Here is a 14,736-nt window from a genome sequence, read left to right as displayed (position 1 = left end):
CGTCTCGCCTGGTCAGGGGACCTCGCCCGCACCGTAGGGCGCGTAGAGGTGGAGCAGTCGCACCCGGGCGGACCTGAGCCGGCGCGCGAGTACGCCGACGACATAGGTACACAGTTCGTGATCCAGCCCCGGGTTCTTCGCGCACAGCTCACGAACCGCCGCCGCGTCGAACTCGGAGGCACGCACCGAGCTGGTGGCCTCGGCCCCCAGGTGCCAGTGATGGGGAGGGACGAGCCAGGACCAGCCCAGGAGTCTTCCGGCGCCCAGGGTCTCGATGACCGCTGCGCGTCGGCCGGGCACATGAAGGTCGAGAGCGACCATGCCCGTGCCGATGATCCAGAAGCGGTCGGCCTTGCCGCCCTCGTTGAAGATGCGCTCGCCTGCCGCGAACGACGTCTCACGAGCGAGTGACATGAGCTGCTCGCGATGCTCGTTGGTCATGGCGCCGAAAACGCCGGTCCGCGCAACCATGATGGCCGTCCCCTCTCCGCCACCTCGGAGGGAGCCGGGGCTCCTGTCCGGTCACGGATGTCTCAGTAGGCGGCCGATGTGAAAGCCATGGCGGCGGGGGTGGGACCCAGCGGTGTCTTCCTGCCGACCGCATGACTCCACGATCGTCGCAAACCGGCCTGGCGCAACCCGGGCGGCGGCACTCTGAGGGCCCAAGCGTGTGTCGCGGTGAGGCCCGGGCGGGGCGACGGTATTCACAAGGGGTTCTCAAAGGGGCCGGGCGGAAGGGCGGTGGGGACGATGGCTCGCGATCTGCCAGGGAGCGCGGAAGCCGACCTCCCCCCCGTCCTCGTGACCCGGCAAGGTAACCGCCCTCGACGCGCGCGCACATCTCTGCCGCCTCGGCCCTCGGAGCCCTGTCTGCGCCTGACCGCTCTGAGGAGGGGACATGAAGCCGTGGTCGGTGGACGGAAGAGACGCTGGAATCGGGGAACCCCGGAACCGCTCCGGGCTCGACGGCACTCGGGACGACAGAGGGGTCCTGAGCGGCCGGGCGTTCGAGAAAGGCGACGATGGTCATGAAGGCCCACACGTTCCACGGCCCCGGGCAGTCCGACCGCGGAGATGCCCCGGATCCCGGCATCAAGGATGACGCGGTCGAAGGATCGCCGCGCGGTGATCTCGGGCGACGCATCGCGGGCCGGAGCACCGAGCTGGGACTCACCCGGCGGGAGACGGCACAGCGGACGGGCATGGCGCCCAGCTACCTCCGGTACCTGGAGCAGCATCCTGCCGCCGCACCGGACCGGGGTGCCCTGCTCAGGCTGGCCGGTGTCCTGGGCACGACCGCCCAGGAACTCGCCGGCGGCCATGCCGACCTGCCTCCCGGCCGCGGGCGGGCGGCTCGCAGTGTGGAGTTCACCGAGCTGACCGAGCGGGAGTGCTGGGATCTGCTCGGTACGCACGGGGTGGGCAGGCTGGCAGTGACCACACCCTCCGGGCCGCTCGTCGTGCCGGTCAACTCCGGTGTCGTCGACGGGGCGATCGTTTTCCGGACAGCCGCCGGCACCACCCCCGCCCAGGCGTCCGGCCACCGGGTCGCCTTCTGCTGGTGCGCGGACGGGCCCACGACGTGACCGACCCGGACGAGGCGCGCCGACTCGCGGAACGGGTGTACAGCGCGCCCTGGGCCGGAGGACGACGCGACCTGTGGATCCGTATCGAGGCCGATGCCGTCACCGGGCGCCGGATCACCGTGTGACAGGGCCGGTCTCCGGCCGAGGAGGGACCAACTGGCCCTCACTGCCGTCCCCCGCCCGGCGGAGGATGGACTCGTACCGCACCATCACGGCATCGGACGAAAGACGGACTGGGCATGTACCGCAACGACGGTTTCCGCGAACTCGGACGGCAGGAGTGCCTGCGTCTGCTCGCGAAGGTGCCGGTCGGACGGATCGTGCACACGCGCCAGGCCCTGCCCGCCGTCCTGCCGGTCAACTTCTGTCTGGACGGCGACGACGCCGTGGTGCTGTGTACCTCCGCCACCTCGGAACTGGCCCGCGCCGTCGACGGCACGGTGGTCGCCTTCGAGGCCGACGAGGTCGATGCGGCCTCCCACTCGGGCTGGAGCGTGGTCGTGACCGGCCCAGCCACGGTGGTGACCGACCCCGTCGAACACGAGCGACTGGTACGGAACGGCCCCCGCTCCTGGGCGCCCTCGCCCCGGCAGATCTTCGTCCGCATCGAATCCGAGCTGGTCACCGGGCGGGAACTCGTCGGCGGACGCACGCTTTACGGAGTGGATCTCACGCCCTGACGCTCCCAGGCACCAAGGGTGGCCCGGTCGGCCCTGTCGGGTACCCGGCCGGTCACCGATGGTGGAAGGCACGGACCGGCTTGTACCTCCGATCGACACCCTGACCCGGAAGGGATCTCCCATGTCCGTCGACACGCAGCAGGCGTCCGCCCGGCTCACCGAGGAGGAACTGAGGGCGCTGGACGCCCACTGGCGCGCCGCGAACTACCTGGCCGTCGGCCAGATCTACCTGATGGCCAATCCCCTGCTGACCGAGCCGCTGCGCGCGGAGCACGTCAAACCGCGGCTGCTCGGGCACTGGGGCACCTCCCCGGGCCTGAACCTGGTGCACACGCATCTCAACCGTGTCATCCAGGCCCGTGACCTGGACGCCCTGTGCATCTGGGGCCCTGGCCACGGTGGGCCCGCCGTGCTCGCCAACTCGTGGCTGGAAGGCTCGTACAGCGAGACCTACCCGGACATCACCCGGGACGCCGACGGCATGGCCCGGCTGTTCCGGCAGTTTTCCTTCCCCGGCGGCGTGCCTAGCCATGTGGCGCCCGAGACGCCCGGCTCCATCCACGAGGGCGGCGAACTGGGCTACGCCCTCTCGCACGCCTACGGAGCCGCCCTCGACAGCCCGGACCTGGTGGTCGCCTGCGTCATCGGTGACGGCGAGGCGGAGACCGGGCCGCTGGCCGCGTCCTGGCACTCCAACAAGTTCCTCGACCCCGTCCACGACGGTGCCGTCCTGCCGATCCTGCACCTGAACGGCTACAAGATCGCCAACCCGACGGTGCTGGCCCGGCTGCCGGAAGGCGAACTCGACGAGCTGCTGCGCGGCTACGGCCACGACCCGATCCACGTCACCGGCGACGACCCGATGGCCGTGCACCGCGCCATGGCCGAGGCTATGGACAGCGCTCTGGACCGGATCGCCGAGTTCCAGCGCGCCGCGCGGGAGGACGGCGCGACCGAGCGCCCGCGCTGGCCGCTGGTCGTGCTGCGCACCCCGAAGGGCTGGACCGGGCCGGCCGAGGTCGACGGGGTGCCGGTGGAGGGCACCTGGCGTTCCCATCAGGTGCCGCTGTCCGCCGTCCGGGACAACCCCGACCACCTGCGCCAACTCGAGAACTGGCTGCGCTCGTACCGGCCCGAGGAACTGTTCGACGAGGACGGCCGTCCGCGCGAGCAGGTGCTGGCCTGCGTCCCTGAGGGCACCCGGCGCCTGGGCGCGACCCCGAACGCCAACGGCGGTCTGCTGCTGCGGGAACTGCCCCTGCCGCCGCTGGAGAAGTACGCGGTCGAGATCGACAAGCCGGGTGCCACCCTGCACGAGCCCACCCGTGTCCTCGGCGACCTGCTGGAGGACGTCATGCGGGGCACCGCGGACCGGCGCGACTTCCGGCTCGTCGGCCCCGACGAGACCGCCTCCAACCGGCTCCAGGCCGTCTACAAGGCCAGCGGCAAGGCATGGCAGGCCCAGAGGCTCCAGGTCGACGAACACCTCGACGCCCATGGCCGGGTGATGGAGATCCTGTCCGAACACACCTGCCAGGGCTGGCTGGAGGGCTACCTGCTGACCGGCCGGCACGGGCTGTTCTCCTGCTACGAGGCGTTCGTGCACATCGTCGACTCGATGGCCAACCAGCACATCAAGTGGCTGCGCACCACGCGGCGCCTGCCCTGGCGCGCCCCGATCGCCTCCCTCAACTACCTGCTGACCTCGCACGTGTGGCGCCAGGACCACAACGGCTTCTCCCACCAGGACCCCGGTTTCGTCGACCACGTCCTCAACAAGAGCCCGGAAGTGGTCCGGGTCTATCTGCCGCCGGACGCCAACACCCTGCTGTCCGTGGCCGACCACGCCCTGCGCAGCCGGGACTACGTCAACGTCATCGTGGCCGGCAAGCAGCCCTGCTTCGACTGGCTGTCCATGGAACAGGCCAAGGTGCACTGCGCCCGCGGCGCCGGCATCTGGGACTGGGCGAGCAACGAGGACGGCGACCGGGAGCCGGACGTGGTGCTGGCCGCTGCGGGCGACGTCCCGACCCAGGAGGTCCTGGCCGCCGCCCAGCTGCTGCGCCGCGACCTGCCGGAGCTGGCCGTGCGAGTCGTCAACGTCGTCGACCTGGCGAGGCTGCTGCCCGCCGAGGAGCACCCGCATGGCATGCCCGACGCGCAGCATGACGCCCTGTTCACCACCGACAAGCCGGTGATCTTCGCCTACCACGGTTACCCGTGGCTCATCCACCGCCTGGCCTACCGCCGGGCCGGCCACGCCCACCTGCACGTGCGCGGCTACAAGGAGATCGGTACGACCACCACGCCGTTCGACATGGTGGTCCGCAACGACCTGGACCGCTACCGGCTGGTCATGGACGTCATCGACCGCGTGCCCGGTCTGGCGGTACGTGCCGCTGCCGTACGGCAGCGGATGGAGGACACCCGGCTGCGCCACCATGCCTGGATCCGCGAACACGGCACCGACCTCCCCGAGGTCGCCGACTGGACCTGGGACGGCTGAACGGCCCGCCCCGGCCCGGGTCACCGCCGCGACGGCGGCGGTGACCCGGGCCGTTTCACGCCGCTGCCAGGATTGCTGTCCCCAGGGCGATCAGCCCCACGGTCTAGAGAACCCGATGTACACGACGTGTGCGCGGGAGCGGGGTGGACAGCGGCGAGCTGGACGGCGAGTAAACCCATGACCGAGGCGGTGAACACTGCGACGGTCATGCTTGGCGGCGGAGGACCTCGCTGGTCATGACTTCGCCGACGGCGCGGGATGTCACGGCTCTGCTCCTCGCGGGTGGGGTGCGAGGGCATCGCCTGCCCTGGCACCCCACTGGATCCTTCGCTCAGCCCGTCGCTTCATCGCTGTCCGCCACACGGGCCGCAGAGCCCTGGGACGGCTGCCCGATGGGCCGGCCGCCCCGCCGCGGCGGCGGCGCCGACCTGCGGGCCGCGTCCGTGCGGTGCAGGGTCCGCTCGACCCGGCTGCGCAGCCGGTCCTCCGACCGGTCGGCGACTTCGCGCGCGCTCGCCTCGCGGGCGTGCACGACCATCAGGTCGGCTCCAACCCGGATCTCCGCCCCGCAGGACCATGGCAGTTCGACGTGGTGAGCGGCGGCCCGCTCCAGTCGGACCTCGCCGCTGACGGCCGGCAGCCCCGGCCGGTGAAGGGCGGCGGCGATCTTCTCCCTCAGGTAGGCGAGTGCCCTGTCGTCCACGTCCCCCGTGGCCCGCACCCGGACCGCGTTCGGGGCGTTCCGGACGCGGGTGTCTTCGTCGGTCATGTTCCGTATTCCTTGTGATCGTTGACCCGATGGGACGCGGGGTGGCGGGCCGCCCCTTCACCTGCTGTCGCTGTCCCCAGCGCCCTCCAGCGCGGCTCGTCCGGCCTCCAGACGGGCGACGGGGACGCGGAACGGCGAGCAGGAGACGTAGTCCAGGCCGGCTGCGTGGAAGAAGTGCACGGATTCGGGGTCGCCGCCGTGCTCGCCGCAGACCCCGATCTTCAGGTCCGGACGCGCGGCCCGGCCCTCGGCGACCGCGATCTCGACCAGACGGCCGACGCCGTCGCGGTCGATCGTCTCGAACGGGGAAGTGGCGAAGATGCCCTTGTCGAGGTAGGCGGAGAAGAACGCCGCCTCCACGTCGTCGCGGGAGAAGCCCCAGACGGTCTGGGTGAGGTCGTTGGTGCCGAAGGAGAAGAACTCCGCCTCCTCGGCGATGCGGCCCGCGGTCAGCGCCGCCCGGGGCAGTTCGATCATCGTGCCGACCGCGCACCGGACGGGGACGCCGGTGGCCTTGCCGACCTCGGCGAGCACCGCGTCCACCTCCTCGCGTGCCAGGCGGAGCTCCTCGACCGTGTCGACCAGCGGCACCATGATCTCCGCCTGCGGGTCGCCGCCGGCCCGGACGCGTTCCACGACCGCTTCGGCCACGGCCCGCACCTGCATGGCGACCAGTCCCGGCACCACCAGGCCCAGGCGCACGCCGCGCAGGCCGAGCATCGGGTTCTCCTCATGCATCCGGTTGACCGCGTCCAGCAGTTCGACGTCGTGCGGCTCCGGCAGTTCTCCCCGGGCGCTGGCGGTGGCGACCCGGACGGCGAGCTCGGTGCGGTCGGGCAGGAACTCGTGCAGCGGCGGGTCCAGGAGCCGGATGGTGACCGGAAGGCCGTCCATCGCCTCCAGAATGCCGATGAAGTCCTGCCGCTGCAGGGGCAGCAGCGCCTCCAGGGCACGGGCGCGCTCGATGTCGTCGCGGGCCAGGATCATCTCCTCGACCAGCTTGCGGCGCTCGCCGAGGAACATGTGCTCGGTGCGGCACAGCCCGACGCCCTGCGCGCCGAACCGGCGGGCCCGGGCGGCATCCTCGGGCGTGTCGGCGTTGGCCCGCACCTCCAGCCGCCGTACGTCGTCGGCCCGTCGCAGGGCCCTCGCCACCGCGTCGACCAGTGGGGCGGAACGCTCGCCGTGCGCACCCGTCTCCAGGTAGCGCATGACCGCGGAGTCGACCAGCGGAGCGGCACCCAGATACACGGTGCCCGCCGAACCGTCCACCGAGACGACTTCGCCCTCCCGCACGGTGGTGCCGCCCACGGTGAAGCGGCGTTCCCGTGGGTCGACGGTGATCTGCTCGGCGCCGCACACGCAGACCTTGCCCATGCCGCGGGCGACGACGGCCGCGTGGCTGGTCTTGCCGCCCCGGCTGGTGAGCACGGCCTCGGCGGCGACCATGCCGGGCAGATCGTCCGGGGTGGTCTCCTGCCGCACGAGGACGACCTTCTCGCCGGCGGCTGCACGCCGTACCGCCTCGGCCGAGTCGAACACCACCGCTCCAACGGCGGCACCAGGCGAAGCCGGAATGCCATGCGCCAGCGGTTCGCCGACGGCAGAGGTGTCGAACCGGGGGAACATCAGCCGGGCCAGCCCATCCCCGCTCACCCGGGCCAGGGCCTCGTCCACCGAGATGAGCCCCTCGTCGGCCAGCTCGGCGGCGATGGCGAAGGCGGCCTCGGCGGTGCGCTTGCCGACGCGGGTCTGCAGCATCCACAGACGCCCGCGCTCGATGGCGAACTCGATGTCGCACAGGTCCCGGTAGTGGTGCTCCAGGGTCTCCATGTGTGCCCGCAGCTCCAGATAGGAGGCGGGGTCCAGCCGCTCCAGGTCGGTCAGCGGCACCGTGTTGCGGATGCCCGCGACCACGTCCTCCCCCTGGGCGTCGACCAGGTAGTCGCCGTACAGACAGGGCCGCCCGGTGGCCGGGTCACGGGTGAAGGCGACCCCGCTGCCGGAATCGGCGCCGAGGTTGCCGAACACCATGCGCTGCACGCCGCGGTGCCGAGGTCGTCCGGTATGTGCTCGCGCCGCCGGTACAGGCGGGCCCGTTCACCGTTCCAGGACTGGAAGACGGCGAGGACGGCCCGGCGCAGCTGCTCGGCGGGGGACTGCGGGAAGTGCTCACCGGTCTCGTACTCGATCAGGCCCTTGTACCTCTCCACGAGCTGGGCAAGGTCGGTGGCATCCAGGTGTACGTCGTCCGCGACACCGCGCACCTCCTTGAGCAGGGTGATGGCCTGCTCGAACAGAGACGAGTCGACGCCCATCACCGTGCTGCCGAACATCTGGACCAGTCGGCGGTAGGAGTCCCAGGCGAAGCGCTCGCTGCCCGAAGTCTTGGCCAGGCCGAGGACGGAGTCGTCGTTCAGGCCGATGTCGAGGACCGTCTCCATCATGCCGGGCATAGAGAAGCGCGCCCCGGAGCGCACCGACAGCAGCAGCGGGTCGTCCGGCTGCCCGAGCAGCCGCCCCGCGGCGGCCTCCAGGGCCGACAGATGCCGGGAGATCTCCCGGGACATCCCCTCGGGTTCGGCGCCGGTGGCCAGGAAAGCCCGGCAGGCCTCGGTGGTGACGATGAACCCCGGGGGCACCGGCAGGCCCAGCCGGGTCATCTCGGCCAGGTTCGCGCCCTTGCCGCCAAGCAGGTCCGCCATGTGGCGGCCACCCTCGGTGAAGCCGTACACGTAACGAACCATGACCCAGTGCTCCTCGGCCTCGTGCCACGGCTCTTCTGCCCTTTGGCTTCCAGCCTGCTGCGGATGCCTACGGCAGGGCAGGTGCCGGCCGTCCCGTCCGGTGGGCCGGTCGGCCCTCGGCGACGGGGCCGGTTTTCGTCCGTGCGGCGAGCGGGCAGCCGTACGGGGAAGGAGCCGGGGGTGAAACAGGGCCGACCGGCCCTGGCCGTTCGGCCCGGAAACGAGAAAGATCTCCGGTAGGAGCCGCGGTCTCGTCCGGAGGGCGGCCCACGACGCATCACCTGACAAGGAGCATCCGATGGCGGACAGTGAGCGGCCCGGTACCGGCGACCCGATCCGGGTCTTCCTGCTGGACGATCACGAGGTGGTACGCCGAGGCGTCCACGACCTGCTGGACGACGAGCCGGACATCACCGTGGTCGGCGAGGCCGGCACGGTCGAGCAGGCCCTCGTGCGGGTCCCCGCCCTGCGCCCCGACGTGGCGGTGCTCGACGTCCGGCTGCCCGACGGCGATGGTGTGAGCGTGTGCCGGGAGCTGCGCTCGCGCATGCCGGAGCTGGCCTGTCTGATGCTGACCTCGTTCGACGACGAGGAGGCCCTGCTGGACTCGATCATGGCCGGGGCGTCGGGATACGTCCTCAAGCAGATCCAGGGCTCGGACCTGGTCTCGGCGGTCCGCACGGTGGCCAAGGGCCAGTCCCTGCTCGATCCGAGTGCCACGGCCAAGGTGATGGCCCGGCTGCGCGGCGACCAGACCAAGGACCCCGAGCCGGACGCGCTGCCGGGTCTGACCGAGCGTGAGCGGGAGATCCTCGCTCTCATCGGCGAGGGCCTGACCAACCGCCAGATCGGCCAGCGGCTCTACCTCGCCGAGAAGACCGTCAAGAACCACATCTCCCGTCTCCTCGCCAAGCTCGGAGTGGAGCGCCGCATCCAGGCCGCGGTGATCGCCACCCAGGCACAGGACAGGCTCAAGAGCGAAGGACGCTGAAGCCCCTCGTCAATGACCGCGGTGGGGAACCGTGGCATGCAGGTCTTCGGCTCGTACGACAACGAGTGCGGCTACCGCCTGCTCGGCCTCACCGAGTACGTGGCGGCCGGGCTGACCGGGGAAGCCAGTCTTCCTACGGGATGACCAGGGCCGATTCCGTACCCTCACAACTCTCGGACCGTTACCGTGGCACGTGACCGGAACGGTCGGCCGTCGGCGGCCGAGGGGACGTGAGGAGCATCGGTGGGAAGCCCTGAGGAGGCCCGCGTACGGCTGCCGCAGCTGAAGCTGGACGAGCTGCTGGAAGAGCTGCAGGCGCGCATCGACGCCGCGCGCGGCACCAGGGACCGGGTGCACAGCCTGTTGGAAGCCGTGCTCTCGGTCGGCCGGGAGCTGGACCTCGAGCAGGCGCTGTACAGCATCGTGCAGGCGGCGGCCGTGCTGGTCGACGCGCAGTACGCCGCCCTCGGCGTGATCGGACCGGACGGCAAGCGGCTGTCCGCCTTCCTCACCGTGGGGGTCACCGAGGACCAGATCGCGGAGATCGGCAACTATCCGGAGGGCCACGGCATCCTGGGAGAGCTGATCCGGCACCCGGAGCCGCTGCGGCTGACGAAGCTCTCCGAGCATGCCGCCTCGTACGGCTTCCCAGCCCACCACCCGCCGATGAACACCTTCGTCGGCGTCCCGATCCGGGTGCGGAACCAGGTCTTCGGCAATCTGTACCTGACCGAGAAGCGGGGCGGAGCGCAGTTCGACGAGGAGGACGAGTCCGTCCTGTCCACTCTGGCCGTGGCCGCCGGCGTCGCCATCGACAACGCCCGCTTGTACGAGGAGTCCCGGCTTCGCGAGCGCTGGCTGCAGGCGAACGCGGAGGTCACCCACAGCCTGATGTCCGGCAGCGAGCGCGCGGAGGCGCTCGGACTGATCGCCGAGCGGGCCAGGGAGATCACCGATGCCGCCCTGGCCGTGGTCGCGATGCCCATGGAGGACACCGACTCGCTCACGGTGGAACTGGCAGTCGGGCAGGGCGCGGAGGAACACCGCGGCCTGGTGCTGCCCGTGAGTGGCAGCCTGATCGGCCGTGCCTTCTCCACCGCTTCCCCGGTCACGAGCTCGGACGTCAACCACGATGAGCGGGTGTCCGACACTGCCCCGCGCTTCACCGGTCTCGGGGCGGCCGTGGCTGTTCCCATCGGAACGGCCGCAAGCGTGCGGGGTGTCGTCCTGCTGGTGCGTGAGGCGGGCCGACCGGCGTATACGCAGAAGGAGACCGAACCGCTGCAGGCTTTCGCCTCCCAGGCCGCGATCGCGATGGAGCTGGCGGAACGTCGGCGCGACGCCGAGCACATCGCCATGCTCCAGGACCGCGACCGGATCGCCCGGGACCTGCACGACCTGGCGATCCAGCGCTTGTTCGCCACGGGAATGACGCTGCAGAGCGCGGGCCGCTTCATCGAGCATCCGCAGGCTGCCGACCGCGTGACCCGAGCGGTCGACGACCTCGATGAGACCATCAAGATCATCAGGTCGACCATCTTCGGGCTGCGGTCGCGCGACGGGGCCGCCGGATCAGGTCTGCGCGCCCGCGTGGTGCGGGCCGTCGGCGAAGCCGCTCCGGTGCTCGGCTTCGCCCCCAGCGTGCGGATGGAAGGCCTGGTAGACACCAAGATCCCCAGCCGGATCGCCGACCAGGTGGAGGCGGTCCTGTCAGAGGCGCTGACCAACATCGCCCGGCACGCCCGTGCCGACCACGCCGACGTGGCGCTGGAGACCGACGGCCGCGAAGTGCGGCTGACGGTCTCCGACAACGGTGTGGGGATACCGCCGGAGGGCCGCCGCAGCGGCCTGCGCAACATGGCCGAACGAGCACAGCAACTGGGTGGAGAGCTGGAGTTCGACAGCCCGGCCGGCGGCGGAACCGTTCTGGTGTGGCGGGTGCCGGTGACGGACGAGCCGTGATAGGTCCCCTCTGGAGGGTGAACGAGGCTCAAGGGCCAGGCCGGCAGGAGAGCCGGACTTCGAGAGGGTTGGTTCGGCAGGTCACGTCGTACGCCTGCTGCCGCGTCCCCAGGACACGGGCTTGCTCGCCACCGTCCGGCTCACCTGACTCCACAGCAGGACGGTTTACCCCCGGGCTCCACCCGACCGGGACTCACTCGTGCGGCACGACCGCGACCGGGCAACGGACGTGGTGCATCACGGCGTGCGTGACAGGCCCGGTGTGCGTGCCGAGCCTGGACGGGCGGATCCTGCGGCCCACGGCCAGCAGGCCGGCATCTCTCGTGGCGTCCAGCAGTCGCTGCGCGGGACGCCCCTCCTCGACCAGCTCGAGGATCTCCACCGCGGGATATTTCTCCCGCCACGGCGCCAGAACGGCGGCCAGGGCCCGTTCGGCGGCCCCTCCGACGTCCTTGCGAGCCTTGGCCTCCAGAGCACTGGGTACGTACGGTAGGCGCCACGCGTGCACCACTCGTAGCGGAGCGGCACGCAGGGTCGCGCTCTAGAACGCGAACGCGAGCAGTTCTTGGCACGGATGTGTCGGGTCCACACCGACCACGATGTCGCGGTACGGGGTGTGTGCCGACGGTCGGCCCCGTGCGTCCGGCCCGTGCTCGTCATCGACCGGCTGGTCGGCCCGTACCAGGACGACGGGACGCGCCACACGGGCAACCGTCACCAGCGCCACGGAACCGGCCATGAAGTCGCCGAAGCCGCTGAACGCCCGACTGCCCAGGACCAGCAGCTCCGCCTCGTCGCCCGCCTCGACCAGAGCGTCGGCCGCGGGCCGGGAGACCTGCTCGGCGCTCAAAGAGACCTGCGGATACCGTTCGTTGAGCCGGTCCACGGCGCCGAGGACCGGCCGAACGGTGCTGCGGCAGGCCCGTTGCCCCGTCGCAGTGGTCCGTGCGGAAGTGGCATCACCGTGACGAGGCCGGTGACCACGCGGATGGGGCCCGGCACCAAGAAAGGGGGGTCTCGCGTGAGCCACCTGCGGTCTGGCCACGAAACAGGTCGCAGCTCTGTCGGCGTCGACCCGATATCGCGTTGGGCGAGGATGAGTCCGCCCCGGGCCGCAATCCACGGCCTGGGCCGCCTGGCTCCTGGTGCGGGGGCGTTCGGTCCAAGCTGCGGACGCGTAATCCGCTCCATCCGGATGGAGGGAGGCCGTCAGTGCCCTGAGGTAGCCCGCGGGGGACCTGGAGGCTTTTCCCACCGCCCGAGCCGGTCGGAGGCAGCGATGAACGGAGAACGGCGCGGTCAGCAGGAAAAACTCCTGCTTGAGCCGCGACTGGACGAACTTCTGGAGATCATGAAGGAAGCGGAGGTCCGGGCGCTCGGGGAGCCCCCCTCCATCGTGGTTCCGCTTGTCCTCTCCCTCGTCGCCGGGCGGTGAGAACGCTGGGGCTCCCCGTGATCGTGGGTGTGGACGGCTCCGAGCCGAGCCTGCGCGCTGTGGACTGGGCAGCGGACGAGGCCGCGCTGCGCGGGCTGCCGCTACGGGTGGTGTACGCCTCCCTGAGGGAACGGTACGAGCGTGCTGTCTTCCCCGTTGAAGGGGAGAGGACGGAACAGATTCTCAGTGGCGTCTTTGTGGCGGCCGCAGCCAAGCGCGCTCGGAAGCGGGCCCCCGACGTCAAGGTCTCCACCCAGGTGATGCCGGACGGGCCGACGACTGTTCTGGTACGTGAGGCACGCAACGCCACCGTGCTGATCGTGGGATCCCGCGGTCGCGGCGACGTCGCCGAACTGCTGCTCGGTTCCGTGAGCCTCACCGTGGCCGGCCGGGCCGACTGCCCGGTGATCGTGGTCAGCGGCGACCACGGGGACGGATTGCACTGTCGCGTTGTTCTGGGCGTCGGCGAGGAGGCTGCAAGCGCGAATGCCGTCCGCTTCGCCTTGGAGGAGGCGGAGCGACGCGGTACCGCACTGGAAGCCATACGCGCCTGGCGGCGTGCGGCGCACGAGACCACCGACCACCCGCAGCTCGCGGGGGAACCGGCGCATGGGCACGAGCAGCGTGCGGCAGAGGGATTGGAAGCCGCGCTTCGCGAAGCGCCGGCGGGCATGGAGCTGCACAAGCGCACGGCCGAAGACTCCGCACGGAAGGTGCTCCTGGACGCGTCCCACGGTGCGGATCTGCTCGTCGTGGGGCGCGACGCCGCCCGGGCCACTTCGGACTGCAACTCGGCCGGGTCGCCCACACGGTGCTGCATCACGCCGCGTGTCCGGTCGCCGTGGTGCCCCAACGGGCGTAGGAACCGTGACGGCTGCGCTGAGGCCCACTGCCTGGTAGCCGGCGAATTGCCAACGCCTGTACGGACCCCTGTAACCACCCTCAGGGCGCAGACCTTCCTTCGGGAACGTGACCCAACAGGATGGCTTGGACGGCCTGAGAGAGCTGCTCGGGCTGAGTGGGCCTCTCAGACGGGACTTTCGGCGTGTGCCGCTGCGACCCGTCGGGTTTCTCAGGCGTCCTGGGACGCCATCGGCCGATCGGGGTGCCTTCTGTGGCGGAGTGCGCCCGGCAGCGCAACCTTACGTGCGGCTGTCCACCGACATCCTTCCGTGAGGGCGATGGTGCCGCAGCCCTGACAGCCCTGTATTGGTTGAGCGCCCTCGGTGACGGCCGAGGAGGGTGGCAATTGCCTTCGAGGTCGCCCGGGCGACCTCCATTCCCGTTGTCAGCATCAGGCCTGTCAAGTGCCGCAACCGCTCCACGCAGACTCGCATAGGGCTGTCAGTTGTGCTCGCGTCGTCGGGGGGCCAGGTTGATCACTCCCGCTCTGTGCTCCAATCTTGTTTCCAACTCTGCGTAATCGAGAGTGAGTTGCCGGAGAGCTTCTGCGTACACCTTCACGGTGGCTCGAAGATTCCTGTTCTCCCGGCGGAGGTCCGCGATCTTATCTGTTGAGAGTCTGCTGTTAGGGACGGCTGGTTCTTCTGGGGTTAGTTGGCTGGCGGCCTGTTGTTGCTTGAACCAGGTGATCAGGTGCGGGAAGTTGCGGTAAAAGGTCGGGTGGGCGACGCCGAGGCGTCGCTCGACGGCGGTGATGGTCGCATGCCGGTCGGCGTCGGCTGCCTCGCGCAGGACGATGTGCATAGCAGTACGGACTTCGTCATCCGTGATCGTTGGCCGCGCCACCGTTGGCCTCCTTGGGGATGTCGTTGTCAGCGAGGAACTGTGCGACTTCGTCCCGTCGTTGTGCGAGCCGGCCTCGGAGGTACGGGGCTATCGTGGGGTCGTCAAGGCGTTCTTCCATTTGGAGCAGCCAGCGGCGGAAGGCGTCGATGTTGCTGGTGGTGAGGGCGACGTTTCGGCAGGCGAGGGGTTGGCAGTGCTGGAGCGACGGGCCGTAAGTTTCGGCGCGGCGGCACAGCGCCCGGTCGGGGTTGTAGACGCAGGTCACGAATTCTCCGGGGTAGACATGTGGGTCGTGCCGTGTGATGTGGCGC

General features: G+C 70.5%; 11 protein-coding genes and 3 pseudogenes. 7 read left to right on the top strand and 7 right to left on the bottom strand.

Annotated elements, in window-relative coordinates:
* Positions 1 to 12: 12 nt before the first annotated feature.
* Positions 13 to 471, bottom strand: coding sequence for a cyclic nucleotide-binding domain-containing protein (locus Q4V64_RS05070; RefSeq protein ID WP_253266729.1), 459 nt, complete (start codon positions 469 to 471; stop codon positions 13 to 15).
* A 620-nt stretch (positions 472 to 1,091) separates the two neighbouring features.
* Between Q4V64_RS05070 and Q4V64_RS05065 the strand changes: the two are divergent.
* The 3 genes and pseudogenes from Q4V64_RS05065 (at position 1,092) to Q4V64_RS05050 (ending at position 4,772) form a co-directional block, all read left to right on the top strand.
* Positions 1,092 to 1,711 (top strand): annotated as a pseudogene (locus tag Q4V64_RS05065) (pyridoxamine 5'-phosphate oxidase family protein).
* Positions 1,712 to 1,825: 114 nt separating this feature from the next.
* The gene (locus Q4V64_RS05055; protein ID WP_124437481.1) at positions 1,826 to 2,266 is read left to right on the top strand and encodes a pyridoxamine 5'-phosphate oxidase family protein; all 441 of its coding nucleotides are present in this window, start codon (positions 1,826 to 1,828) and stop codon (positions 2,264 to 2,266) included.
* 121 nt (positions 2,267 to 2,387) lie between these two features.
* Entirely contained in the window at positions 2,388 to 4,772 is a 2,385-nt protein-coding gene (locus tag Q4V64_RS05050; RefSeq protein WP_303709029.1) for a phosphoketolase family protein, read from the top strand.
* A gap of 331 nt (positions 4,773 to 5,103) precedes the next feature.
* Here the strand turns inward: Q4V64_RS05050 and Q4V64_RS05045 are convergent, their stop codons facing one another.
* Together Q4V64_RS05045 and ppdK are read right to left on the bottom strand one after the other, a co-directional pair.
* On the bottom strand, positions 5,104 to 5,541 hold the full coding sequence (locus tag Q4V64_RS05045; RefSeq protein WP_124437480.1) for a hypothetical protein: 438 nt from the start codon (positions 5,539 to 5,541) through the stop codon (positions 5,104 to 5,106).
* Positions 5,542 to 5,598: 57 nt separating this feature from the next.
* A pseudogene (gene ppdK / locus Q4V64_RS05040) lies at positions 5,599 to 8,288 on the bottom strand (pyruvate, phosphate dikinase).
* A 298-nt stretch (positions 8,289 to 8,586) separates the two neighbouring features.
* Here ppdK and Q4V64_RS05035 point away from each other — a divergent pair.
* Complete coding sequence (locus Q4V64_RS05035) at positions 8,587 to 9,279, top strand: response regulator transcription factor (RefSeq protein ID WP_124437479.1); 693 nt, start codon at positions 8,587 to 8,589, stop codon at positions 9,277 to 9,279.
* Positions 9,280 to 9,522: 243 nt separating this feature from the next.
* The gene (locus tag Q4V64_RS05030; RefSeq protein WP_124437478.1) at positions 9,523 to 11,241 is read left to right on the top strand and encodes a GAF domain-containing sensor histidine kinase; all 1,719 of its coding nucleotides are present in this window, start codon (positions 9,523 to 9,525) and stop codon (positions 11,239 to 11,241) included.
* Between the two features lie 193 nt (positions 11,242 to 11,434).
* Here Q4V64_RS05030 and Q4V64_RS05025 read toward each other — a convergent pair whose 3' ends face one another.
* The gene (locus Q4V64_RS05025; protein WP_301184465.1) at positions 11,435 to 11,773 is read right to left on the bottom strand and encodes a universal stress protein; all 339 of its coding nucleotides are present in this window, start codon (positions 11,771 to 11,773) and stop codon (positions 11,435 to 11,437) included.
* 9 nt (positions 11,774 to 11,782) lie between these two features.
* Complete coding sequence (locus tag Q4V64_RS05020) at positions 11,783 to 12,271, bottom strand: universal stress protein (protein ID WP_301184464.1); 489 nt, start codon at positions 12,269 to 12,271, stop codon at positions 11,783 to 11,785.
* A 249-nt stretch (positions 12,272 to 12,520) separates the two neighbouring features.
* On the opposite strand from Q4V64_RS05020, the gene Q4V64_RS05015 reads away from it, so the two are divergent.
* Together Q4V64_RS05015 and Q4V64_RS54750 are read left to right on the top strand one after the other, a co-directional pair.
* Positions 12,521 to 12,676 (top strand): hypothetical protein, encoded by a 156-nt coding sequence (locus tag Q4V64_RS05015; RefSeq protein WP_172628995.1) that lies wholly within the window; start codon positions 12,521 to 12,523, stop codon positions 12,674 to 12,676.
* A gap of 5 nt (positions 12,677 to 12,681) precedes the next feature.
* A pseudogene (locus tag Q4V64_RS54750) lies at positions 12,682 to 13,538 on the top strand (universal stress protein).
* Positions 13,539 to 14,020: 482 nt separating this feature from the next.
* Here Q4V64_RS54750 and Q4V64_RS05010 read toward each other — a convergent pair.
* On the bottom strand, positions 14,021 to 14,425 hold the full coding sequence (locus tag Q4V64_RS05010) for a hypothetical protein (protein WP_124437477.1): 405 nt from the start codon (positions 14,423 to 14,425) through the stop codon (positions 14,021 to 14,023).
* Positions 14,400 to 14,690, bottom strand: a complete 291-nt coding sequence (locus tag Q4V64_RS05005) for a hypothetical protein (protein WP_172628994.1) — start codon at positions 14,688 to 14,690, stop codon at positions 14,400 to 14,402. Before Q4V64_RS05005 ends, Q4V64_RS05010 begins: the two co-directional genes overlap by 26 nt.
* Positions 14,691 to 14,736 lie beyond the last annotated feature (46 nt).

The organism is Streptomyces sp. NL15-2K (genome assembly GCF_030551255.1).
Classification (GTDB): Bacteria; Actinomycetota; Actinomycetes; order Streptomycetales; family Streptomycetaceae; genus Streptomyces.
This window is presented reverse-complemented; position numbering and strand designations above follow the sequence as displayed.

What these genes read in the sequence shown, in the direction of transcription:
- Q4V64_RS05055 (WP_124437481.1), top strand. Translation starts at nt 1,826, where the DNA reads ATGTACCGCAACGACGGTTTCCGCGAACTCGGACGGCAGGAGTGCCTG.
- Q4V64_RS05045 (WP_124437480.1), bottom strand. Translation starts at nt 5,541, where the DNA reads ATGACCGACGAAGACACCCGCGTCCGGAACGCCCCGAACGCGGTCCGG.
- Q4V64_RS05015 (WP_172628995.1), top strand. Translation starts at nt 12,521, where the DNA reads ATGAACGGAGAACGGCGCGGTCAGCAGGAAAAACTCCTGCTTGAGCCG.
- Q4V64_RS05050 (WP_303709029.1), top strand. Translation starts at nt 2,388, where the DNA reads ATGTCCGTCGACACGCAGCAGGCGTCCGCCCGGCTCACCGAGGAGGAA.
- Q4V64_RS05070 (WP_253266729.1), bottom strand. Translation starts at nt 471, where the DNA reads ATGGTTGCGCGGACCGGCGTTTTCGGCGCCATGACCAACGAGCATCGC.
- Q4V64_RS05035 (WP_124437479.1), top strand. Translation starts at nt 8,587, where the DNA reads ATGGCGGACAGTGAGCGGCCCGGTACCGGCGACCCGATCCGGGTCTTC.